At 75.3% G+C, this 21,320-nt stretch carries 17 protein-coding genes, 1 pseudogene and 1 riboswitch; of the genes and pseudogenes, 12 read left to right on the top strand and 6 right to left on the bottom strand.

From position 1 onward, the window contains the following. The first annotated feature begins 110 nt into the window (after positions 1-110). The 8 genes from LG634_RS30595 (at position 111) to LG634_RS30560 (ending at position 12,486) form a co-directional block, all read left to right on the top strand. A complete protein-coding gene (locus tag LG634_RS30595; protein WP_226738545.1) occupies positions 111-1,304 on the top strand; it encodes an ATP-binding protein in 1,194 nt (397 codons plus the stop codon). Beyond that, the gene (locus tag LG634_RS30590; RefSeq protein ID WP_226738544.1) at positions 1,301-5,323 is read left to right on the top strand and encodes a vWA domain-containing protein; all 4,023 of its coding nucleotides are present in this window, start codon (positions 1,301-1,303) and stop codon (positions 5,321-5,323) included. The genes LG634_RS30595 and LG634_RS30590 overlap by 4 nt, the downstream gene beginning before the upstream one ends. Further along, the gene (locus LG634_RS30585) at positions 5,320-7,212 is read left to right on the top strand and encodes a hypothetical protein (protein ID WP_226738542.1); all 1,893 of its coding nucleotides are present in this window, start codon (positions 5,320-5,322) and stop codon (positions 7,210-7,212) included. The genes LG634_RS30590 and LG634_RS30585 overlap by 4 nt, the downstream gene beginning before the upstream one ends. A 144-nt stretch (positions 7,213-7,356) precedes the next feature. Next, a riboswitch (cobalamin riboswitch) is annotated at positions 7,357-7,542 on the top strand. Positions 7,543-7,768: 226 nt separating this feature from the next. Then, the gene (locus tag LG634_RS30580; protein WP_226738540.1) at positions 7,769-9,004 is read left to right on the top strand and encodes an ABC transporter substrate-binding protein; all 1,236 of its coding nucleotides are present in this window, start codon (positions 7,769-7,771) and stop codon (positions 9,002-9,004) included. Then, on the top strand, positions 9,001-10,104 hold the full coding sequence (locus LG634_RS30575) for a FecCD family ABC transporter permease (protein ID WP_226738538.1): 1,104 nt from the start codon (positions 9,001-9,003) through the stop codon (positions 10,102-10,104). The genes LG634_RS30580 and LG634_RS30575 overlap by 4 nt, the downstream gene beginning before the upstream one ends. Beyond that, the gene (locus tag LG634_RS30570; protein WP_226738537.1) at positions 10,101-11,177 is read left to right on the top strand and encodes an ABC transporter ATP-binding protein; all 1,077 of its coding nucleotides are present in this window, start codon (positions 10,101-10,103) and stop codon (positions 11,175-11,177) included. Before LG634_RS30575 ends, LG634_RS30570 begins: the two co-directional genes overlap by 4 nt. After that, positions 11,174-11,926, top strand: coding sequence for a (2Fe-2S)-binding protein (locus tag LG634_RS30565; protein WP_372482521.1), 753 nt, complete (start codon positions 11,174-11,176; stop codon positions 11,924-11,926). The genes LG634_RS30570 and LG634_RS30565 overlap by 4 nt, the downstream gene beginning before the upstream one ends. Further along, positions 11,923-12,486, top strand: coding sequence for a DUF7676 family protein (locus LG634_RS30560; protein WP_226738533.1), 564 nt, complete (start codon positions 11,923-11,925; stop codon positions 12,484-12,486). The genes LG634_RS30565 and LG634_RS30560 overlap by 4 nt, the downstream gene beginning before the upstream one ends. 7 nt (positions 12,487-12,493) lie before the next feature. Here the strand turns inward: LG634_RS30560 and LG634_RS30555 are convergent, their stop codons facing one another. From LG634_RS30555 to LG634_RS30545, 3 genes are all read right to left on the bottom strand, one after another. Next, positions 12,494-12,931, bottom strand: coding sequence for a hypothetical protein (locus LG634_RS30555; protein ID WP_226738531.1), 438 nt, complete (start codon positions 12,929-12,931; stop codon positions 12,494-12,496). 61 nt (positions 12,932-12,992) lie between these two features. Next, entirely contained in the window at positions 12,993-14,069 is a 1,077-nt protein-coding gene (locus LG634_RS30550; protein ID WP_226738529.1) for a C40 family peptidase, read from the bottom strand. Positions 14,070-14,752: 683 nt separating this feature from the next. Continuing rightward, positions 14,753-15,133, bottom strand: coding sequence for a nuclear transport factor 2 family protein (locus tag LG634_RS30545; protein ID WP_226738527.1), 381 nt, complete (start codon positions 15,131-15,133; stop codon positions 14,753-14,755). 158 nt (positions 15,134-15,291) lie between these two features. Here LG634_RS30545 and LG634_RS30540 point away from each other — a divergent pair, with 158 nt between their 5' ends. Together LG634_RS30540 and LG634_RS38040 are read left to right on the top strand one after the other, a co-directional pair. After that, the gene (locus LG634_RS30540) at positions 15,292-16,629 is read left to right on the top strand and encodes a hypothetical protein (protein ID WP_226738525.1); all 1,338 of its coding nucleotides are present in this window, start codon (positions 15,292-15,294) and stop codon (positions 16,627-16,629) included. Next, positions 16,586-16,684: pseudogene (locus tag LG634_RS38040) on the top strand (DUF1877 domain-containing protein); the annotation flags it as partial. The gene LG634_RS30540 and the pseudogene LG634_RS38040, both read left to right, overlap by 44 nt. A 108-nt stretch (positions 16,685-16,792) precedes the next feature. Here the strand turns inward: LG634_RS38040 and LG634_RS30530 are convergent. The 3 genes from LG634_RS30530 to LG634_RS30520 all read right to left on the bottom strand — a co-directional run bounded on the left by LG634_RS30530 (position 16,793) and on the right by LG634_RS30520 (position 19,104). After that, positions 16,793-17,122: a deoxyxylulose-5-phosphate synthase gene (locus LG634_RS30530; protein ID WP_226738523.1), complete on the bottom strand. Its 330-nt coding sequence runs from the start codon at positions 17,120-17,122 to the stop codon at positions 16,793-16,795. Between the two features lie 64 nt (positions 17,123-17,186). Further along, positions 17,187-17,669 (bottom strand): DedA family protein, encoded by a 483-nt coding sequence (locus LG634_RS30525; RefSeq protein WP_226738521.1) that lies wholly within the window; start codon positions 17,667-17,669, stop codon positions 17,187-17,189. 247 nt (positions 17,670-17,916) lie between these two features. Then, positions 17,917-19,104 carry a cytochrome P450 family protein gene (locus tag LG634_RS30520; RefSeq protein ID WP_226738519.1) on the bottom strand — a complete coding sequence of 396 codons (1,188 nt, stop codon included), beginning with the start codon at positions 19,102-19,104 and terminating at the stop codon, positions 17,917-17,919. A 112-nt stretch (positions 19,105-19,216) separates the two neighbouring features. Here LG634_RS30520 and LG634_RS30515 point away from each other — a divergent pair, with 112 nt between their 5' ends. Together LG634_RS30515 and LG634_RS30510 are read left to right on the top strand one after the other, a co-directional pair. Further along, positions 19,217-19,792 (top strand): hypothetical protein, encoded by a 576-nt coding sequence (locus tag LG634_RS30515; protein WP_226738517.1) that lies wholly within the window; start codon positions 19,217-19,219, stop codon positions 19,790-19,792. 279 nt (positions 19,793-20,071) lie between these two features. Next, complete coding sequence (locus LG634_RS30510) at positions 20,072-21,211, top strand: carboxylate-amine ligase (protein WP_226738514.1); 1,140 nt, start codon at positions 20,072-20,074, stop codon at positions 21,209-21,211. The last annotated feature ends 109 nt before the right edge of the window (positions 21,212-21,320 follow it).

The raw sequence follows: 21,320 nt of genomic DNA, 5'->3' as shown, positions 1-21,320 counted from the left end.
CCAGCCCCTCCGGCGATTGAGGAGCGGGGTCCGGGGCGGAGTTCCGGGGCGACCCGGCCGGGCAGGACCCGGCCCACACCCACACACCACGACCGAAGGACAAACGCACGATGACCGTCACCGACCAGCCCGGCCTCCCGGACCTGCCCGAACAGACCGCCCCCGCCGACCGCCCCGCCCGCCAGGTGCTGCCCGCAGAAGAGCGGTACGCGGCAGAACTCGCCTTTCTCGCCGCCCAGGACACCGGCCCCCGCCCGCCCGGCTGGGCCCTGACGCCCCGCGCCGTCGTGACCTTCGTCTGCGGCAGCGGCGGCGAGGAACTCGCCCTCCCCCGCCGTCGCGCCGGCCTGCCCGCGAAGCTGGTGATCGCGCCCAAGTTCGTCGGCGAGCGCGCCCTCGTCGAACGCTGTGTCGTGACCCTCGCCGGCGAACGCGGCCTGCTCCTCGTCGGCGACCCCGGCACCGCCAAGTCCATGCTCTCCGAACTCCTGTCGGCCGCCGTCTGCGGCACGAGCGCCCTCACCGTCCAGGGCACCGCGGGCACCACCGAGGACGCCTTCCGGTACGGCTGGAACTACGCCCGGCTGCTCGCCCAGGGGCCCACCCCGGACGCGCTGGTCGATTCCCCGGTCCTCACCGCCATGCGCACCGGCCGGGTCGCCCGTATCGAGGAGATCACCCGCTGCCTGCCGGAAGTGCAGGACGCCCTGGTGTCGATCCTGTCCGAGCGCCGGGTCACCGTGCCCGAGCTGACCGCCACCGAGGACGCGGTGGTCAGCGCGGCCCCCGGCTTCACCGTCATCGCCACCGCCAACCTGCGCGACCGCGGGGTGTCGGAGATGTCCGCGGCCCTCAAGCGCCGGTTCAACTTCGAGACCGTGCAGCCGATCGCCGACGCCGACGCCGAGGCCGACCTGATCCGCCGCCAGGCCGTGGCCGCCGTACAGCGGGCGGGTGCCGGGTTCGCCGTGGACGATGCGGTGCTGGACGCCCTCGTGACCGTGTTCCGCGACCTGCGGACCGGCCGTTCCGCCGAGGGCTGGGACGTGGAGCGCCCCGGCACCGTCATGTCGACGGCGGAGGCGGTCCAGGTGGCGGCCTCCCTCGGGGTCGCAGCCGCGTACCTGCCCGGCGGCGACGTCCTCGACCTGCTGCCGGGACACCTGCTCGGCGTGGTCCGCAAGGACGACCCCGCCGACCACGAGCGCATGCTCGGCTACTGGGACGGCCCGGTCCGCCGCCGCGCCGAGGACGGCTCCGCGATGTGGCGCCGTCTGTGGGACCTCCGGGGGAACCTGCGATGACGGCCTCCCGTACGCATCCCCCGACGCCGGGCGCGGCAGCGCCCGACGCGATGAACGCCCCGGCAGCTGCATCGGCCGCCGGGACCGGCCCGATCGCGGGCCCGATCGAGGCTGCCGTCGTGCCGGACGGTCCCCGGGCCGTCGTGGACGCGCTGGCCGCGTCCGGGCAGCCCTTCCTGCTCGGGGTCCGCCACCACAGCCCGGCGCTGGCCGCGGTGATCCCCGCCCTGCTGGACGCCTCCGGCGCCGACGTGGTCTGCGTGGAGCTGCCCGCCGACTTCCAGGACTGGCTCACGCACCTGGCCGACCCCGAGACCACGGCTCCGGTGGCCCTGGCGGGCGCCGGTACCGACGGCCGCCTCGCCTTCTACCCCTTCGCGGACTTCTCGCCCGAGCTGGCGGCGATCCGCTGGGCCCGCGACAACGGCGCCGAGGTGCTCTGCTGCGACCTGCCGCTGGACGACGCGGGCTGGACCGCCGGGGGCGGGTCCGCGGAGTCGGTGCACCCGGAGGCGACCGGCCACCCCGCCCCCGCCCCGGTGACGGCCGCCGGGCGGTCCTTCGCGGACGCGCTCGCCGCCGCCGGTACCGGGCGTGCGGGCGAGGACATGTGGGACCGGGCCGTGGAGGTCATGGCGCCCGGCTGCACGCCCGAGGCCGTGCGCCGGGCGGCCCTCGGCGTCGGCTGGGCGCTGCGCAGCGACGCCGCGGCCGCCGGTGGCGTCCCCGCCACGGACCTGGCGCGCGAGGCACACATGCGCCGCGTGATCCACGCTGCCGCGGCGACGGGCCGTACGGTGGCGGCGGTCATCGGCGCCTTCCACGCCCCGGCCCTCCTCACCCCGGCGGCCGGCACCCCCGTCGTCCACCCCGGACAGGTGACGGGCTCCCCCGGTGCCGCGCGAGCGCACGCCGCCGCGGTCGCCCCCGCACAGGAGACCGCGCCGGGCCCCGCCGGCCGACCGGAACCGGGCCGCGACCCACAGCCGGTCGCGCCGGGCCCTCGGTCCGGGCCGGTGTCGGCCGCATCGGGCGCGGAGTCCCAGCCGGAACCGGCCGCAGCGGGCCCGGAGTCCGAGCCTGCCACCGCGGGTGGTGAAACGGGGCCGGAAGCGGTCACGTCAGCCCCCGGTCCCCTCGACGGGCCCTCCCCCGCGGCCACACCAGGCCCGGCACCCCGCCCCCGGACCGGGGACCGGCCGGACTCCGGCCGCCCCGCCGCCGGCCGGCCCGGCCGGGACGGCGACCTCGTGACCTCGCTCGTCCCGTACTCCTTCGACCTGCTCGACTCCCGTTCCGGCTACCCCGCCGGCATCCGCGACCCCCTCTGGCAGCAGGCCGTGTTCCGTGCGGGCGGGGATCCGGAGCGGCTGTACGGCGCCGCATCGCGGGCCGTGACCGACGTGTGCCGCGAGCTGCGCGGTGCCGGGCATCCGGCGGGCACGGGGGAGGCCGCCGAGACGCTGCGGCTGGCCGGGGACCTGGCGCGGCTGCGCGGTCTGCCGGCGCCGGGGCGCGGCGAGCTGCTGGAGGCGGTCACCACCGTGCTGGGCCAGGGTGAACTCCTCGGCCGGGGGCGGGCGCTGGCCCGGGCGCTGGACGCCGCGTTCGTCGGCACCGGCCGCGGCCGCCTCTCCCCCGGCACCCCCCGCTCGGGGCTCGGGCCGTCCGTGGAGCGGGAGCTGGCCGCGCTGCGGCTGCCCGGCCCCGACGACCCCGACTTCCGCGAGGTCCGCCTCGAACCGCTGCGCTCGCCGCTCGACGGCCGCCGCGAGGTGCTGCTGCAGCGGCTGCTCGTCTGCGGTGCCTCGTACGGCGACCCCGTCAAGGTGGCGGGCACGGGTGACGGCACTGCGCTGGGCACCAAGTGGCGGCTGAAGTGGACGCCTTCCGTCCAGGCCCGGCTCGACCTGGCCGGTGTCCGTGGCGTCACCGTGGCCCAGGCCTGTGCCGGCACGCTGCGGGCCGCCGCCCGCCGCGAGGCGGCCGAGGGCGGCCCCACCTGTGCGCAGATCCTCGCGGGACTGGCCGCCGCCGCCCGCTGCGAGCTGCCCGACCTGGTCGGCGTACGGCTCGCGGAGGCGGCCGTCACCCTGCCCGCGTCGGCGACCCTGCCCGAACTCCTGGAGGCGCTCGACCTGCTGGACGCCCTCCACCGCGGCCATCTGCCCGGCGCGACGGACGAGGGCCGCACCGCGGCGGCCGCGCTCGCCGCCGAGCTGCTCGAAGCCGCCGTCCGCACCCTCCCGGGGCTGGCGGGCAGCGAGGACCCCGCGGATGCCGCCGCGCTGGTGGCGCTCGCCGACCGGGCCGCCGACCGTCACCTCGGTCTCCGGCTGGACGGGGCGCTCGCCGAACTCGCCGGCACCGCCTCCCCGGTGATGCAGGGCGCGGCCCTGGCCGTACGGGCGCTGCTCGGGCTGGACTCGACGGCGGACCTGGGCGGCCGGGCGGCGGGGTGGATCGACGCCGCCGCCGATGCCGACGGGCGCCGTCGGCTGACCCGTCGGCTCGCAGGGCTGCTCACCGCCACCGGACCGCTGCTGCAGGCGTCGTCGGCCGCCCTCGACCCGCTGCTGGACCGGATCGAGACCCTCGGCGACCAGGAGTTCCTGGACCGCCTGCCCGCCCTGCGCGGCGGGTTCGACGTCCTGGCACCGGCCGCCCGCGGCCGTCTCCTCGACACCGTCGCGGGACGGCTGGGCGAGCGCCCGGACCTGTCCCTGGCGGCGCCGCCCGCGCTGCTCGCCCTCTGGGCGGCGGCCGACGCCGCCGGCGCGGCCGCGCTCAAGGCCCTGCCCGCTCCTTCACCCGCGCCCGCATCCGGCCCCCGCCCCGTGCCGGCGGCATCCGACGGCAGCGCGCCCCGGGAGACCGGTACGACCCCGCCCCACCGCATCGCCACCTCCGACCGCTGGCGGCTGCTGCTCGGCCGCGAGCACGACCGCCTGCCCGACGCGGCCCGCCGGCACGCCCGTGCGCTCGACGAGCTGTACGGCGCGGGGCGCGGCGAGGGCGCCGCGGACCTGGACCGGGGCGGGGTGCCGGGCGCGGGCGGCGGGCAGCAGGCGTCGTTCCCCACGGCCCGGGAGTGGGCCGGGGAGCTGGAGGCCCTGTTCGGCGCCGACGTCCGTGAGGAGGTGCTGGCCGCCGCGGCCGACGCGGGCCGCACCGATGTGCTGACCCAGCTCGACCCGTCCTCCGTCCGCCCGTCCGTGGAGCTGCTGACCTCCGTGCTGTCACTGGCAGGCGGCATGCCCGAGCACCAGCTGGCCCGTCTGCGGCCACTGGTCAAGCGGCTGGTGGAGGAACTCGCCCGGGAGCTGGCCACCCGGACGCGCCCGGCCCTGTCCGGGCTCACGACCCCGCGTCCGACCCGCCGCCCGGGCGGCCGCCTCGACCTCGCCCGTACCCTGCGCGCCAACCTGGCGCACACCCGTCGGACGGCGGACGGCCGGGTGCAGGTCGTGCCCGAACGCCCGGTGTTCAGCACCCGGGTGCGCAAGGAGGCCGACTGGCGGCTGATCCTGGTGGTCGACGTCTCCGGCTCGATGGAGGCGTCGGTCGTCTGGTCCGCGCTGACCGCGGCCGTGCTGGGCGGAGTGCCCGCCCTGTCCACGCACTTCCTCGCCTTCTCCACCGACGTGGTGGACCTCACCGACCGGGTCGACGACCCGCTGTCCCTGCTGCTGGAGGTACGCGTCGGCGGCGGTACGCACATCGCGGCGGGCCTCGCGCACGCCCGTTCCCTGATCACCGTCCCGAGCCGCACCCTCGTCGTCGTGGTCAGCGACTTCGAGGAGGGGTACCCGATGGGCGGCCTGCTGGGCGAGGTGCGGGCGCTGGCCGCGTCCGGCGCCCACCTGCTCGGCTGTGCGGCCCTCGACGACTCCGGCGCGCCCCGCTACTCGGTGCCCGTCGCCCGCCAACTCGTCGCCGCCGGCATGCCGGTGGCGGCGCTCAGCCCGCTCGCCCTCGCCCGCTGGGTGGGCGACCGTCTCCGTGGAGAGGCCCGTTGACCCCCGAACCGACCGTCACCCTCCCTCCGGTCGCCCCGGCCGTCCTCGCGGAGGCCGTCGAGGGCCTGACCGGCCGGCTGCGCAAGAAGCTGGACGCGGCGATCGCCGACTGCGCCGGGTCCGCGGTGTCCGCGCCGGACGGTTCCTTCGCGGTCCGTTTCGGCGAGGACACCGTGGTGACGCTGCGCCCCGCCGCTTCGGGGGCGGTCACCGCCGCCGACCAGGCGGTGTGCGGCTGCCTCCTCGCCCCGCGCTGCCTGCACCGGGCCGCGGTCCTCGGCGCCGCCCCGATCGCCGACCTCCCGGCAGCCGGGGCCGAGGACCCGTTCCAGGAGGAGCCGGCCGCGGAGTCGGCCCCGGTCGGCCCGGACGCCGGCGCGGCCCACGCAGGTGCGGCCGCAGAGGCACGCCCCGCCACACACGGCGACGCCGAGGAATCCCTCACCGGCACTCCGGAACCGCTCACCGACGCCCAGCGCACCGCCGCCGGTGCGCTCTGGCAGGCGGCCGCCACCGCCCTCGCCGGCGGAGTGTCCGCGTCCGGCGCCGTCGTCCAGGCGGAACTCCTCCGCGCCGCGCACAGCGCCCGGGTGGCCGGGCTGCCGCGTGCCGAGGCCGCCGCCCTGCGTCTGGTGCGCGGCCTGCGCGCCGCCCGCGACCGCAGCTCGACGCAGCGGCTGTCCGACCTCACCGCCGCCTTCCGCGAACTCCTGCGGATCAGCGCCGTCCTGGCCGCCGGTACCGCCGACCCGGACCTGTCCGGCGGCACCCGGCGTGCCTACCGGCCGGGCGGCAGCCTGCGGGCGTACGGCCTGTGCCGCGAGCCGGTGCTTTCCGCGACCGGATACGGCGGGGTCGTCACGCACCTGCTCACGCCCGACGGGTTGCCCCTGTCCGTCTCCGACGTCAAACCGGGCGGTCTGGCCCGTGCCCGGGGCGCCGGTTCGGCCTCGGTGGCGATCGGCGGCGCGGTGCTCGACCACGCCGGACTGGCGCGCGGCGGCCTGCTGGTCGTGGGCGCCACGGTCTCGGCCGACGGCCGTCTCGGGGCCGGACGCGGGGTCAAGGCCACCCCGCTGCGCGGGATCCCGTGGACGGAGGAGCCCGCCGCCGCACTGTTCGCCCGGCCCGCGGCCGAGGCCGTCACCGCCCGGCAGGCCGACGCGGCCGCCGACGGCCGGTCCGGGCTGCTCGGCTGCGACGTGGAGGTGACGGGCGCCGCGGGCGACCACCTCCTGGTGCGCGAGCTGTCGCCGGACGGCACGGTCCGGGACGGCGCGCCGTTCCTGCGGCTCGTGCCCGCTCATCCGCACCCCGAACTGCCGTACGTGGCCAACCTCCGCCGCCTCGCGGGCTGCCCCGGGCTCCGCCTTCGGGTGATCGGCCGGCCCGACCTCGACCGGGCCGCCACGCTGCGCGCCGTGTCCGTCGGACCGGTCCCCGGGGCGGCGGACACGCTGCGGCTTCCCGCGGAGTGGCTCGGCCGGGTCGACCTGGGCTACGACCGCATCCAGGGCGAACACCTCCCCGCCGGCACGCCCGGTCCCGTGCCTCGGGCGGTCGATCCCGGCCCGGACCTGCTCGCCGACTCCCCGCTCTGGCGGGTGCGGCGGCTGCTGGAGACCGGGGTGGCCGGCGGGCGCCGCGCGGTGGCCGAGGCCGCCCGCGGCGGCGAGCCGGTCAGCCGCCCCGACCTGCTGCGCCGTGCCGGGTTCGGCACCGCCGCCGACCTGGCGGACGCCCTGGCGGCCGAGGCGGACTGCCGTACCCGCGACGCCTTCGGCCGCCTGACGGACACCTCCACCGACCGCTACGCCCACGCCTGGCTCGCCTCGTCCGTCCACCTCGCGGCCTCCGAACGCGCCCTGATCACGGCCTCCTGGTCGTAGGACGGCGGGGCGGTGCCCTTCCGACAGCGGGGCGGTGCCGGCTGCCGCATCGGCGCCACCCCGCCCCGGCCGCGCCCGTGCGACGGTGACTGCAGGTCAGCTTCTGTGGCTGACTGCACAGTTGCGGGGCTGGCGTGAGCGTCGCCGGTTCTGCGATGCTTCGGGCGACAAGCGACGGCGGAACGAGGAAGCCGGTGAGATTCCGGCACGGTACCGCCACTGTGTAGGGGGAGCGACTCCGCCCATGGCCACCGCCCCATACGGGGACGGGAAGGCCGGAGAAGCTGTGATCCCGAGTCAGGAGACTCACGCCGTCGCACCTCGATGTACGGGGCGGATTTCCCCAGGAGAGGCGGTGGCACTCGTGTGCCTGCACATGTGTGGTGGCGGTTTCGCGCTGCCCTGGGTCCTTGGACGGCGACCCGCCCGGGCTGATGCCCGCGCCGGTTCCCCGAAGTTCTGACGGCCTCCTCCCCCGGCGGTTCCCTCCCGTACGCCGCATCACGCGCGCCGCCCCGCGGTCGCGCGCTGCCCACGCATGCCACCAGGAGTCACCTTGTCCGTACGATCCGTCATGCCCGGCCGCCGTCAGGCCGCCGCAGCGGCCTTCCTCGCCACCGCCCTCGCGCTCACCGCGTGCGGCGGCGGCTCAGGCACGGCCCCCGAGACCAGAGCCCGGGCCGCCGGGGAGGGCTGCATCGAGGACTTCGACCCGGCCAAGGACTACTTCCCGGTCAAATCGACAGTGCAGCACGCCGAGAACTTCACGCTCCGGTACGAGAAGAGCTACCAGGTCCTGACCGTCAAAGAGCCCTTCCCCAAGGGCAAACCCGAGTCGTACGTGCTGGTCAAGTGCGGTGCGCCGAAGCCGAAGCTGAGCGGTGAGCTGGCGACCGCGCAGCAGGTCACCGTGCCCGTCAAAAGCCTGTACTCCGCGTCCACCACGCATCTGCCGCTCCTGACCGAGACCGGCACCCTGGACGTCCTGACCGGCGTGGCGAGCAGTGCGAACATCTCCTCCGCCCAGGTCCTCGACCGGGTGAAGGCGGGCAAGGTCACCGAGTACGCCAAGGACCGGACCCTCAGCGCCGAGACGGTCATCGGCGCGAAGCCGGACGTGCTGATGACCCAGGGCACCGACGACCCCCAGTACCCCAAGCTGCGCGCGGCCGGCATCGCCGTGGTCGCCAACGCCGAGTGGCTGGAGGCCAGTCCGCTCGGACGCGCCGAGTGGGTCAAGGCGATGGCCGCCCTCACCGGAGCGGAGAAGCGGGCCGGCGAGGTCTTCGACACCGTCGAGCGCGACTACCGGAAGGTCGCCGAGAAGGGCGCGCAGGCGGTCGAGCGGGGCAAGCCCGTCGAGGTGCTGCCCGGCACGATGTACCAGGGCACCTGGTACATGCCGGCCGGCGGCAGCTACGCCGCCCGGCTCATCAAGGACGCCGGCGGCACCTACCCGTGGGCCGGCGAGGCGGGCACCGGCAACGTGCAGCTGAACTTCGAGGCCGTGTACGCCAAGGGCGGGGCGGCCCCGGTCTGGATCGCCGACCAGCAGTGGAAGACGACCGCCGACGCGGTGAAGGCCGACGACCGGTACGCGGAGTTGAAGGCCCTCTCCGGCGGTGCGGTCTGGACGAACACGAAGGCGCTCGGCCCCGGCGGCGGCAACGACTACTTCGAGCGCGGGGTGCTGCGCCCCGACCTGGTCCTCGCCGACCTGTTCGCGCTGCTGCACCCGGAGCAGGCCGAGGGCCACTCCTTCACCTTCTACACGCAGGTGCCCAAGGCGTGACGGCGCACACGGCAACCGCTCCCGCCGCGGCGCCGGACGCACCGCGGACGCCACGGGCGGGGCGGCGGCGTACGGCCGTCGTCCTGGCCCTCGCGGCCGGCACCGCCGCGCTGTTCGTCCTCACCATCGCGACCGGCTCCCACCCGGTGCCGGTCGCGGAGGTGGTGCGGATCCTGGGCGGCGGCACCGCCGACGACCCGCGCTGGGCGGTGATCGTCGAGCAGGTCAGGCTGCCGCGGGCACTGACCGCCACCGCCGTCGGCGCCGCGCTCGCGGTGGCGGGCGTGCAGATGCAGACCCTGTTCCGCAACGCGCTGGCCGACCCGTTCTCCCTCGGGGTGAGCTCGGGTGCAAGCATGGGAGTCGCCGCCGTGGTGGTCGGCACCGGCGGCGTCGCCGGCAGCTTCACCGGGGGCCTGGCCGGGCTGGGGCGCGTCGGTGTCGTCCTGGCCGCCTCGTCGGGTGCCGCCGCCGTACTGGCCCTCGTCCTGCTGCTCTCGCGCTGGGTGCGGTCGGCCGTCACCCTGCTCGTCATCGGCGTCATGATCGGCTCGGCGGCCACCGCCGTGGTCGGCGTGCTGCTCGTCTACGCCCGTCCCGAACGCGCCCAGCAGTTCGTCGTGTGGGGCCTGGGCAGCTTCGGCGCCACGACCTGGCCCGACCTCCACGTGATGCTGCCCGTCATCGGCTTCGGCCTGCTGACCGCCCTGCTGGCGGCCAAACGTCTCAACGCCCTGCTGCTCGGCGAGGACTACGCCCGCACCGTGGGCCTGAACGTGCGGCGCAGCCGGGACCTCGTGCTGTTCGGCACCTCGCTGCTGGCGGGCGCGGCGACCGCGTTCTGCGGACCGGTCGCCTTCCTGGGCCTGGCCGTCCCGCACCTGACCCGGGTGGCGCTGGGAACGTCCGACCACCGGGCGCTGATCCCCGCCTCGATGCTCGCGGGCGCGTTCCTCGCGCTGGCGTGCGCGCTGCTGAGCCAGCCGCCCGGCACGGATTCTGTGCTGCCGCTCAACGCCGTCACCTCGCTGTTCGGCGCGCCCGTCGTCATCGCCTTCCTGGTCCGCAGCCGTCGCGGCGTACAAGGGGTTTCCTCGTGACCGACACCATGACCGCACCCGCCACGGGCACCGGCCCGGGCGGCGGACCGGACCGTCCCGGCGGGCTCACCACCCGGGGACTCGCCGTCGGCTACCGCAGCAGGTCGCCGCGCCGGCGGCAGGCAGGGCGGCGGGCCGTCCTGTCGGGGCTCGACCTCCAGGCGTGCGCCGGCGAGCTGACCGTGCTGCTCGGCCCCAACGGCGCCGGCAAGTCCACGCTGCTGCGCACCCTGTGCGGGCTCCTGCCGCCGCTCGACGGCCGGATCCACCTGGGCGGCGCCGATCTGGCGCAGACGTCGCCGACCGCGCTTGCCCGGCGGCTGGCGGTCGTCCTGACCGACCGGGTGGATCCCGGACTGCTGTCCGTGCGGGAACTGGCCGGGCTCGGCAGGCACCCGCACACCGGGTTCACCGGCCGGCTCACGGCCGCGGACGATGCCGCCGTCGCCTGGTCACTGGCGGCGGTGGGGGCGGGGCACCTGGCGGACCGGCCGGCCGCCGAGCTCTCCGACGGCGAGCGCCAGCGCGTCCTGACCGCGCGCGCCCTCGCCCAGGAACCCGAGGTGATCCTCCTCGACGAACCGACCGCCTTCCTCGACGTTCCCTCGCGGGTGGCGCTGACCGTCCTGCTGCGCGACCTCGCCCGCGACAAGGGGCTGACCGTCGTGGTCAGCACCCACGACCTGGAGCTGGCCCTGCGGGTGGCAGATGCGGTCTGGCTCCTCGACCGCGGCTCCCGCGTCCATGCCGGGGCGCCCGAGGACCTGATCAGCAGCGGAGCCGTCGCCGCCGCCTTCGACGCCGATCACCTCGCCTTCGACGCGGCTTCCGGCACGTTCGGGCTGCGCCGTACGGCACGCGCCGAGGTGGCGGTGGACGCGCCCGCCGAGGTGCTCCCGCTCCTCGAACGCGCCCTCGCCCGGGAGGGACTGGCCGCCGCGGGACCACCCGGTGCGGCCGGTGTCCGGGTGAGCTGGGAGGGAGCGGACCGGTTCACCCTCACCGGGCCGGACGGGCGGGCCGTCCCCGCACGGAGCTTCCACGAGCTGACCCGAACGGTGCGGACGTGGTGACCGCGGCCCTGACCCCCGCCGCCCTGGCGCGGATCTCCGCGATCGGCCCCTACTTCGCGGTGGCCACCGGCCCCCGCCCCGAGGGCGGGGGAACCTCCCCGGCCGAAGGCCCCGGGGCGGGTTTCCGGCCGCTGACCGACCTGTACACCGACACGGGCGCGCTGGAGGACTGCGTACGGGCCGTCTCGGCGCGGCTGGGCACCGGCGGGCTCCGGGTGGCGGCGTCCACCCTGCACCTGGGCACCGCCTCCCGGCTCTGGTCGATCGCCCTGGCCTGTGCCGCGTTCACCGGCCGGGTCCCCGACCTGGGCCCGGGCCGGCTGTGGTGGCGGCAGCCGGCCGCCGGCCCCCTCGACCTGTGGCTGCCCGACGTACGGGAGGCGGGCCCGGAACCGGACCCGTCCACGGCCCTGCACCACACGGTCGCCGTCCGGAACCTGGCCCCGTGGGCCGACGCCGTACGCAGCGTCTCCGGCGTGTCCCCGCACACGCTGCGCGGCAACGCGGCCTCGGCGCTGATCGGGGCCCACCGCGTCCTGCTCACCCGGGCGCCGGACGCGCCGTACCCGGTCGTACCCCTCGTCCGCGCGCTGCTGGACCGGCCGCCGCTGGCGGATGCCGGCACCTACCGCGCCACCGCTCCCGGGCCGCTCGCCTACCAGCGCCGCAGCTGCTGCCTGTACTACCGGGTGCCGGGAGCGGGCACCTGCGGCGACTGCGTCCTCAACCTCAAGGAGAAGACCGCATGACAACCACCACCGAGCCGGCCGTCGTCGAAGCACCCGGCGGCGGCACCCAGCACGTCTGGCCCCTGCCGGTCGACGAGGCCACCCTCCTCGACCTCGTCACCACGGTCTTCACCGACCACTGGCGGCACATCCACTTCGGTCCGATCATCGAGGGAGCCGCCTGGGAGGTCGGCGCCCCGGGCGCGCCCACCGCCATCACGATGAACGACGGTTATGTCACGGTCGACTTCGGGGCCTGGCACTTCCACCTGTGCATCGGCGAGCACACCGCTTCCGGGCCCGAACTCGGCCGCATCCGCCGCTGTGCACGGGCGGAGCTGTACCGCAGCCTCGGCTCCGACGGCGCCCCCGTCAGCTGGGGCGCCCGGCTGTTCAACGGACGCGACGAGCAGATGATGACGGTCCTGCTGCCCAACCCGTTCCTCACCGACCGCCAGGACATCCTCGACACCCCCGACTTCACCCGCCTCACGGCCTGGGACGGGCTCCGCAGCCGCTTCCTCGGCCTGGCCCCCGACCCCCTCGACCGCACGGGCAGGGGCTTCCGGCACGGCGGCTGATCCCGCATCACCAGGTCAGGCGGGGGTCCTGGGCGTACTCGGGGCGGTGCCGGGAGGGGTCGTAGTACGGGGTGTCGGTGCGTTCGAGGCAGCCGGGGTCGGGCTCGTCGTCCGGGGGGTGGCCGAAGACCCGCTGGACACGGGCGAGCGGGACCTCGGTGAGACGGCCCTCGTGGAACATCCACAGCGCGAAGCAGTCGTCGTCCTCGTCGTGCAGGAGCACCTGGACGCACTCGGGCTGGTTCCACGGCAACGCCTCGAGGTCCGCGAGGACGCCCCGCCGGCCGTTCCACTTCCCGAACTCCAGGTACCAGCCGCCCACGAACCAGTCGGGGATCTGCCGGAAGACTCCGTGCCAGGTGCGGTTCTCATCGGGCCGGGTCAGCGGCTCCATCACCTCGTCCTCGTACCTCGCCAGCACCAGGACCTGCGCCATTCTGCTCATGAGGGCCAAGCATCGGCCATCGGGGGCCTCCGCACGAAGCCGGTTTCGGAGCGGCCCGGTTTCACAGGAAGCGGGTGGCGCCGACGAACGGGCGGTTCGACAGGGGTTCCTCGCGGACCTTCTCGCCCGTCCGGGGGGAGTTGATCATCATGGGTTCGCCCTGGGCGTTCCTGCCGACGTAGATGCCCACGTGGGTGACGTTGGAGGTGCCGGCGCCGAAGGCCACGATGTCGCCGGGGCGGAGGTCGGCCGTCGAGGTGATCCGCTCGCCCTCGGCCGATCCGGCGGGTGCCCTGCCGCCGCCGGCGTCGTACTGCGGCTGGCTGTCGCGCGGGATGGTGATGCCGAGGGCGGAGTACACCTGGCTGGTGAGGCCGGAGCAGTCGTAGCCGAAGCCGGCCGTGCCGGACCACAGGTAGTCGAGGCCGGTGAACTTGCGGGCCTCGGCGACGACGTCCGCACCGGTCACGCCGGAGGAGGGGACTTCCTCGAAGTCGTCGCGCTCGAAGTAGATCGGGCTGCCGTCGTTCGCACGCGCCTCCACGAGCGACGGCTCGCCCGGGACCGGCTTCACGGCGAACTCCGTGTTGTACGAGTACTCGGTCGCCCCCTCGGCCGGCGCGCCCGCCGCCAGGGACTCCGGAGTGGGGTGCCCCCAGGCCGTCGCGCTGGTGATGCGCTCCGGGGTGGTGCCGTACGGGTCCTTCTTGCGGTGCTTCGTCAGCAGCCGGTCGGGCACCCAGCCGGGGTAGCCGCCCGCGTCCCTGGGGGTGGGCTGGCCGTGGACGAGGACCTTGTCCCAGAGCACCCCGTTCCTGGTCGTCGTCTCGACCACGGTGACCCGGCCGCCGTACAGGGCCTGCGTCTCGCCCGGCACACCACGGCGCAGGTCGAGGTCGTGGGCCATGGCGGCGAACCAGCCGCGGATGTCGACGGGGTTGGTGAGCGCCTTGGCGTCCACGGGGCGCACCTTGTCGGGGCTCTCCCAGATCTGGGCGACCGACACGTCGACGTAGCAGGTCCGGGCGCCCTTGCAGGCAGCTGTGGAAGCGTCCGCGGCGGGTGCGGGGCCCGCCAGGGGCACAAGGGACAGGACGGCGCCGACGGCGACGGGGAGTGCGATGTCCGAGAGGGGCATACGACGATTGTCCCGCGCAGGCGAAGGCGTAACAGGGGGCGACCGGCCGACGATGTGAGCGATCCGGACATCGGGGGCGCGGGGGCATGGGCGCGGCGGGGGCATCGGAACCGGCTCCGCAGGGCCGCTCGGGCGCCCGGCCTGGAAGCGGGGTCCCTGTGCGAGGCGTGGCGCAGCCGCACTTCCCGTGCGCACGGTGCGAACGGGAACGCAGTCCACGCGTGGTCTTCAAACCGCCTGCATCGGCCGTAGACGATCACTTTGGCGCCGCCGTAGGAGTGGCCGACGAGCAGGACCGGGCCGTCGGCCTGCCGGACCATCTTGCGGGTGCGCTCGGCGTCGTCGGCGAGCGAGGTCAGCGGGTTCTCCACCGCGTGCAGGTCGGTGAATCCGCGCTTGTCGAGCTCGACGATGACGTTCGCCCAGCGGGCGGCACCGCCCCAGAAGCCGTGGACCAGAACGATGGAGGGCTTGGGTGCCATGAGTGTGGACCGCCCTTCGAGGCGTGGGTGTGTCCGCGTCCCCCGGGCTCCCCCGGGCTCCCCCGGGCTCCCCCGCGCCCACGCTATGCGGGTGGTGACGGGATGTCAGGGGCCTGTACGGGTTGTTCCTCCCTCGCCCTCGCCGACGCCGCCTGCCTGCCTGCCTGCCCGCCCGCCCGCCCGCCCGCGACGGACACTCCTTCAGAACATCGTGTTGTCGTTCTTCGAGGTCGGCGGAATGACCTGGAGTACGTCCCAGTGCTCGACGATCCTGCCGTCGGCGTCGAAACGGAAGATGTCGATGCCGGCGTACTCCTCCTCGGGCCAGACCTGGTGGCAGTGCAGGACGACGTGGTCGCCCTCGGCGACGGCGCGCTTGTACGTAACGCGTTTGCCGGGGTACTCGGCGGCCATGCGCTCGAAGTACTCGATGAACGCCTGCTTGCCGTCGCCGACGTGCGGGTTGTGCTGGATGTACGTGGCGCCGGCGTACCGCTCGATGGCCTCTGCAGGCCGGCACTGGTTGAACATCAGGTCGTAGAAGGCCAGGGCCGTGGCCTTGTTCTGCACCGGGTCGCTCATGAGGCCACCGTAGGGCCGGGCACGGGGTGCGGCACGGCGGGTACGTCGGGCAGGTGGCGGCGGTCGGGTGGGCACGGGGGCGTTGTCAGTGGTGCCGCCTAGGTTGTGGGTACGCGGCCCTGGCGGCGGCCGGGCCCAGGTGGGTGAGAGGGGGAAGGGTGGCGCTGTTACGGACGCCGGTGGCGGGCGAGGTGGACGTCCACTACGGCCAGATCTGCGTGGAGAGCGACGTGGGCACGCCGGGGGTGGACTTCTCGGGGGCCTTCGCGGGGCAGCGCACGGGCCTGTGCGGGGCGGCCGGGCCCGGCGCTCTCCTGTTGCTGACCGGCATGCACACGGGGAGCGTCGGGTTCACGGTCGAGGTCCACGACCAGGCGCCGCCCCTCGATGCCGGGTGGGAAGACGTGGTGGAGGTGTCCTTCCGCCCCGCCGCCGAGGGCTGCGGCCTGTTCGAGTGGGGCGGCGCGTCCTGGGAGCTGGGGCTCGCGGTGACGGACTACCGCGTGCGCTACAGCGCGCGGGGCATGGACGAAGGGAACCGGGCGGACACGCGCCACGAGGGCGACCCACCGCTCGACTCCTACCTGCTGCAGTTCTGGCCGGCCCCGCCCGCCCCCGACGCCCTGCTGCGGCACACCGCGGAGGTCTCCGCGTACTGGCACGACTGGGCCGTCCGGCTCCCGCCGCCACCCACGCCTGCCGAACGAGCCGAAGCCGAGCGTCTCGACGCCCTCGCCCGCGAGGAGGCCGAGCGGGAGCGGGAACTCGCCCACGAGCGGTGGGAATGGGGCGGCCGGCTGCCGAGCCCGGCCCTGCGCCGCGTGGGCGGAAACGTGAGCGGGCTGCTCGAGTTCGATCCGGAACTCGTCCACGCCCTGGACGACGCCGGACCGGACGTCCAGCGCGCCGTGGCCGTCATGGCCGCACACCGCGCCTGCGAAGCGGCCGGGCTCGCCGGCATCGACTGGATCGCGGCGGGCCTCACCGCACTCGCCCACGGGCGCCCGCTGCCGCCGCCCCTGGACGACGAGGGACGCGCCTGGCGGGTCCTCGAAGCCGACCCGCGCGTCCCGGACCGGGACGTCGGCGAAGCGGTACCCCCGCCGCGCCCGCCGTTCGAAGGCAACGCGCCCACGGCCGCGGACCTGTTCGTCGGCCCGGCGGCCGCCTACGCGGCCCTGCACACCGCAGAACGGTCCGCCCCGCCCCGTCCCCTCCGCTACTCCCAGCCGCACATGGCGCTCCCCGCCCTCTTCCGCGCCGCCCACCCCGACCCGCTCCAGGCTGCCATCGACGCGGTCCACGCAGCCGTCACCGCCCACGGCGAGCACTGGCCGGCGTTCCTGGAGCAGGCCTGGGCCGCCTGCCGGACCTGCTGTCGGAGCCGCTCCATAAGCCCCGCACCAGACCTGGCACCTGCTGGACTTCCTGCTGAGGCGCTCGGCGTTGCCGGTGGGCATCGTGTTCGGCGAGGAACTCCTGGCCGAGGCCGATGACTGGGGCTACGAGCCGCCGCGTCATGTGACTGCCGACCGTGCGCAGCCGGCCGCCCGCGCGCTGACGCGGACGACCTACGACCAGCTGATCGACGGCGTCGAGCGCTCCGAACTCGGCAGCCGAGATCCGCCCCCCGCGGCTCCGCGGCCGGTCCGGGTGTCGTTACGGCACCTCGTAGCGGACGAGGGCCTTCGACGCCGGCTCACCGCTGCGCTCGGCGTACGTCAGACGCTCGCGGACTTCGCGGACGGTGCGGGGGCGGAATCCGGGGCCGCCGCAGCAGGACTTGTGGAAGCCGACGCCGGCGTTGAGCAGCACGGTCAGGGTGCGCCAGGCAGCCTTGTCGCCGCGCCGGGGAGTGGCGAACGCCGAACCGGCGTGGATCATCGGCTCGGCGCACCGCGGGCACAGCCGCCGCCGGGCCCTGTCGTAGGGCTGCTTGTACGAAGCACGACAGGGGAGACACACGTACGACGTCTTGCAGTGAGCCATGGGGCGCAGCGTAGGCAGTGCCGGTCCGGTGTACCAACGGTTTACGCGGCGACCGGCCGCGGCGTCACGACTCCTCGGCCACCGGGTCGCCGGAGGCCGGGGCCGCCCTTCTCCTGCGGTAGGCCGCCGCTCCGATCGCCGCGAGGACGAGGGCGGCCACGGCGGACGCTCCGAGGGCCGGCCGCTCGGCGAAGAGACTGCTCAGCACGCCGAGCACGCCGAGGCCCGCGGTCGCGTAGATCAGGGCCCAGGCCGCTCCGCCGACGAAGAGGGCGGGAAGGTAGCGGGACAGCGGCATGCGCATGCTGCCCGCGAGGAAGTTCGCGGCGGTCTGGAAGCCGACGGTCAGGAAGGAGACGGCCACCACCGGCGCACCCCAGCGCTGGATGGCCCGCTCGGCGCGCTGGAACTTCTCCGAGGAGATCCGTCCGCCGAACCGGCTGCGCCGGGCTCCGGCACCGGCGAGCCACCCGACGGCGAACGTCCCTCCGGCCCGGAGCAGGACGATGGCGTACAGGGCTCCGGCCGTGAGCGCGATCTTATCCACGAGGCCTCGCCGTGGGCTCGGGAGCGGCGCCCCGGACACATGTCACCTGCGCGGCCGTCCCGCCCCGGCGGGCGCAAGCCCGGTCGTCGTCTCTCACCTGCACCCCGCCCCTGCCCGTTCCGTCCCCCGGGTCGCCGCTTGCGGCCCCGGAACCCAAGCCTGTACGACCACACGCCAGGCAAGGCAAGCCTAACCGAACTCCCATACGAAGGGATGGGGTGGGCCCCGACCGGTTCGGGACCGCTCGTCACAACCGGACGGGCAAGCTCGCCAGGCCGCGCATCAGCCGGGTCCGGCGCCACCGGAGCCGGTCCGCGGGAAGGGCGAGCTGCATGCCGGGGAAGCGGGGCAGCAGGGCCCGCAGGACGATCTCCGTCTCTGTCCGGGCGAGCGGGGCGCCGAGGCAGCGGTGGATGCCGTGGCCGAAGGCCAGGTGGGGCGCGGCCTCCCGGGCCAGGTCGAGGCGGTCGGGGCCGGGGAACGCGGCCGGGTCCCGGTTCGCCGCCCCGGGCGCGATGAGGACCGGCACGCCCGCGGGGATGTCGGTGCCGCCCAGGGTGAACGGTTCCGTGCTGTAGCGGAAGGTCGCGATCCCGACGGGAGGGTCGAAGCGGAGCAGCTCGTCGAGCGCGCTCGGGACGAGGTCCGGGGCCGCCCGCAGCCGGGCTGCCGCTCCGGGGTTCTCCAGCAGCGCGAGGAGGGCGTTGCCGATGAGGTTGGTCGTGGTCTCGTGCCCGGCGACGAGCAGGAGTATCGCGAGGGAGACGACCTCGTCCCCGGTGAGCCGGCCGTCGTCGCCGCCGGCGACGAGGTCGGAGAGGAGGTCGGAGAGGAGGGCCTGGTCCGGTGCGGCCCGCTTGGCCGCGACCAGCTCGGTCATGTAGCCGGCGAGGGCGTGGGACGCGGCGTCGATGCGATCCGGCCGGCCGGCTGCGAACAGCTCGTCCGACCACTGCGCGACCAGGTCGCGGTCGCCTTCGGGCACGCCCAGGAGTTCGCAGATCACGGCGACGGGAAGCGGAACGGCGAGTGCCGCCACCAGGTCGACCTGCCGGCCGGCTTCCCAGCCGGCGAGGATGCCGTCGACGATCTTGCCGATGAACGGCCCCAGGCGTGCGGCGCGCCCCGGCGTGAAGGCGGGGCCCACGGCCCTGCGCAGCCGTGTGTGCTGCGGCGGGTCGCTGGCCAGCATGTTCTGCGAGACCAGCGGGTGCAGGTTGCGCTGCGAGGCCCGGCCCGCGAAGAAGCGCCCGGCGTCCTTGGAGAGGCTCGCCGAGGCGAACGCCTCCCGCGCCTCGGCGTAGCCCGTCACGAGGTAACTGCCGTGCCCCGCGGAGCCGGTCGGCACCCACTGCACGGGCGAAGCCGCACGCAGCCGCTCGTACACGGGGTAGGGGTCCTGGTGGAACTGGGGGTCCTGCAACGGGTTGTCCATACCACTGAGCCTCCGCCGGCAGCCGCCGACTCGGCGACAGCGACGCGCGGAGGCACGGCCGGGCGGGAAATTCCTTTGGCGCAGTGCCCTCGGGCCGAGAGAATCCGTCGTCATGGGAGCGGACATACACGGGTACATCGAGTGCCGCAGCACGTACGGCAACCTCGACGAGGAGGATTCGAGCTGGCATGCCGCCATCGATCTGATCCTGCTGTACGGCGGGCGGAACTACGACGCCTTCGGCTGCCTGTTCGGTGTCCGCAACTACGCCGGCTTCCGGCCCCTCGCCGAAGCACGCGGACTCCCGGCCGACGTCTCCGAGGAGGTCCGGCGCGATTACGAGAGCTTCCCCGACCTCCACCACAGCGCGTCCTGGATCGGCTGGGAGGAACTGGCCGCCGTCGACTGGGACGAGCACGCCCTCACCCCCGACAACCGGGTCCGGACGTACCGGCACAGCCCCGAGCACGGCTGGTACCAGTCGGGGAAGGCCCTCAGGGACCTCGCCGGGCGGTCCGAGGGCGACGAATGGACGGAGGGGGACGTGCTCATGCGGGTGGGGCGCATGACCCGCCGGGAAGCCGTCCAGGAGGGCGGCGAGTGGTCCCCGGTCTGGGCGACGATGAAGGCACTCTCCGACGTTCACGGCCCGGAGTACGTCCGTCTCGTCGTCTGGTTCGACAACTGAGGGCTCACGCATCGCCGGCCGTCCACGACAGGCCGGACCCCCTGGCCGACGCGGCAGCCGCCGTTCGGCTCGCGCAGCTGCACGGGCAGCACCTGCCGCAGTTCGTCCTCGGCGTAGTCACGTGCCTGCCGGTCCGCCGCGCCCAACGGGACCCGGACCGGGGCCCGTCGTGCAGGTTGGCTGTTTCGCGCTGCTGCGGGTGCGGGCGGGTGCGTGTCAGCATGGCGGGGTGGACAGGGAAGCCGGAGGTCCTGCCGTGGCGGGGGACGGGCTCTACACATGGCCGTGCACGGGGGTTCCGGGACCGAGGGCGGGTCGGCGGTGCTGACGGTGGGCGTGGAGGAGGAGTACCTCCTCGTCGATCCGGTCACCCGCCAGGTCAGCCCGCAGGCGCCGAAGGTCGTCGCGGATGCCGCCGCGCACGGGCTGGGCGACCGGGTCGGGGTGGAGCTGACCTGCTATCAGGTCGAGGTGCGGACCCGACCGCACCGCACGATGGCGGACCTGGGCGAGGAGGTCCGTTCCCTGCGGGCCGCGGTCGCGGCGGCCGCGGGCCGCCAGGGCCACTGCATCGTCTCCACCGGCACCCCCGTGCTCGGCCAGGCCACTCCCCCGCCCCTGACGCCCGGACCCCGGTACGCACGCAGCTTCGCGACGTTCCGCGCGCTGGACGACGAGCAGACCGTCTGCGCCTGCCACGTCCACATCGGCATCCCGGATGTCGCGCGGGCACTTTCCGTCGCCAACCACCTCCGGCCGTGGCTGCCGGCGCTCATTGCGCTGACCGCCAACTCCCCGTACTGGCAGGGCCGGGACACCGGGTACGCCGGCTGGCGCACGATGGCGCTGAGCCGTTGGCCGGTCGCCGGTCCGCCGCCGTACGTCGAATCCCCGGCGCACTTCGACGAACTCGTCGCCGCGCTCGTCGAGTCCGGGGCGGTCATGGACCGCGGCGGGCTGTACTGGGACATCAGGCCCTCCAGCCACGTCCCGACGCTGGAGTTCCGGATCGCCGACGCCTGCGCCACCGCCGACGGGACGGTGCTGCTGGCCGCGCTCGTCAGGGCCATGGCCGCCACCGCGCTCGCCGCGGTCGACGCGGGGGATCCGGCCGGCCGGCCACGGCCGGAGCTGCTGCGGGCGGCCTGCTGGCGCGCGGCCCGCGACGGACTGCGCGGGCATGCGGTCGACCTGCCGGGCAGCCGTCTGATCCCGGCGACCGAGCAGATCGAGCGGCTGCTGTCCTGGGTCCGGCCCGCCCTGCACCGCCACGGCGACCTGGAGCTCGTACGGACGCTGTGGGCGCGGGTACGGGCCGGGGGCGGCGGTGCCGACCTCCAGCGGGCCGCGCACCGGCGGCACGGCAGGGTGACGGACGTGGTCGACCACCTGATCGCCGCCGCGACCCGCACCGGCTGACGGCGCGGTCCGGGGCCGGCGCACTCGGCTGCGGCCCCGGACCGCACGACGGCCTCCGCCGGCGCCGGGGTGGGCCCCGCCCGGCGCCCCCCCCGCCGGGGCCCCCCCC

It is taken from the genome of Streptomyces bambusae (assembly GCF_020532645.1).
Lineage (GTDB): Bacteria > Actinomycetota > Actinomycetes > Streptomycetales > Streptomycetaceae > Streptomyces > Streptomyces bambusae.
Note: the sequence above shows the minus strand (reverse complement) of the source record. Positions and strands in the feature narration are given on the sequence as shown.

Coding starts and splice junctions, on each gene's coding strand:
- LG634_RS30515 (WP_226738517.1), top strand. CDS start 19,217: ATGGGAGCGGACATACACGGGTACATCGAGTGCCGCAGCACGTACGGC.
- LG634_RS30595 (WP_226738545.1), top strand. CDS start 111: ATGACCGTCACCGACCAGCCCGGCCTCCCGGACCTGCCCGAACAGACC.
- LG634_RS30545 (WP_226738527.1), bottom strand. CDS start 15,133: ATGAGCGACCCGGTGCAGAACAAGGCCACGGCCCTGGCCTTCTACGAC.
- LG634_RS30520 (WP_226738519.1), bottom strand. CDS start 19,104: ATGGACAACCCGTTGCAGGACCCCCAGTTCCACCAGGACCCCTACCCC.
- LG634_RS30560 (WP_226738533.1), top strand. CDS start 11,923: ATGACAACCACCACCGAGCCGGCCGTCGTCGAAGCACCCGGCGGCGGC.
- LG634_RS30530 (WP_226738523.1), bottom strand. CDS start 17,122: ATGGCTCACTGCAAGACGTCGTACGTGTGTCTCCCCTGTCGTGCTTCG.
- LG634_RS30550 (WP_226738529.1), bottom strand. CDS start 14,069: ATGCCCCTCTCGGACATCGCACTCCCCGTCGCCGTCGGCGCCGTCCTG.
- LG634_RS30510 (WP_226738514.1), top strand. CDS start 20,072: ATGGCCGTGCACGGGGGTTCCGGGACCGAGGGCGGGTCGGCGGTGCTG.
- LG634_RS30590 (WP_226738544.1), top strand. CDS start 1,301: ATGACGGCCTCCCGTACGCATCCCCCGACGCCGGGCGCGGCAGCGCCC.
- LG634_RS30555 (WP_226738531.1), bottom strand. CDS start 12,931: ATGAGCAGAATGGCGCAGGTCCTGGTGCTGGCGAGGTACGAGGACGAG.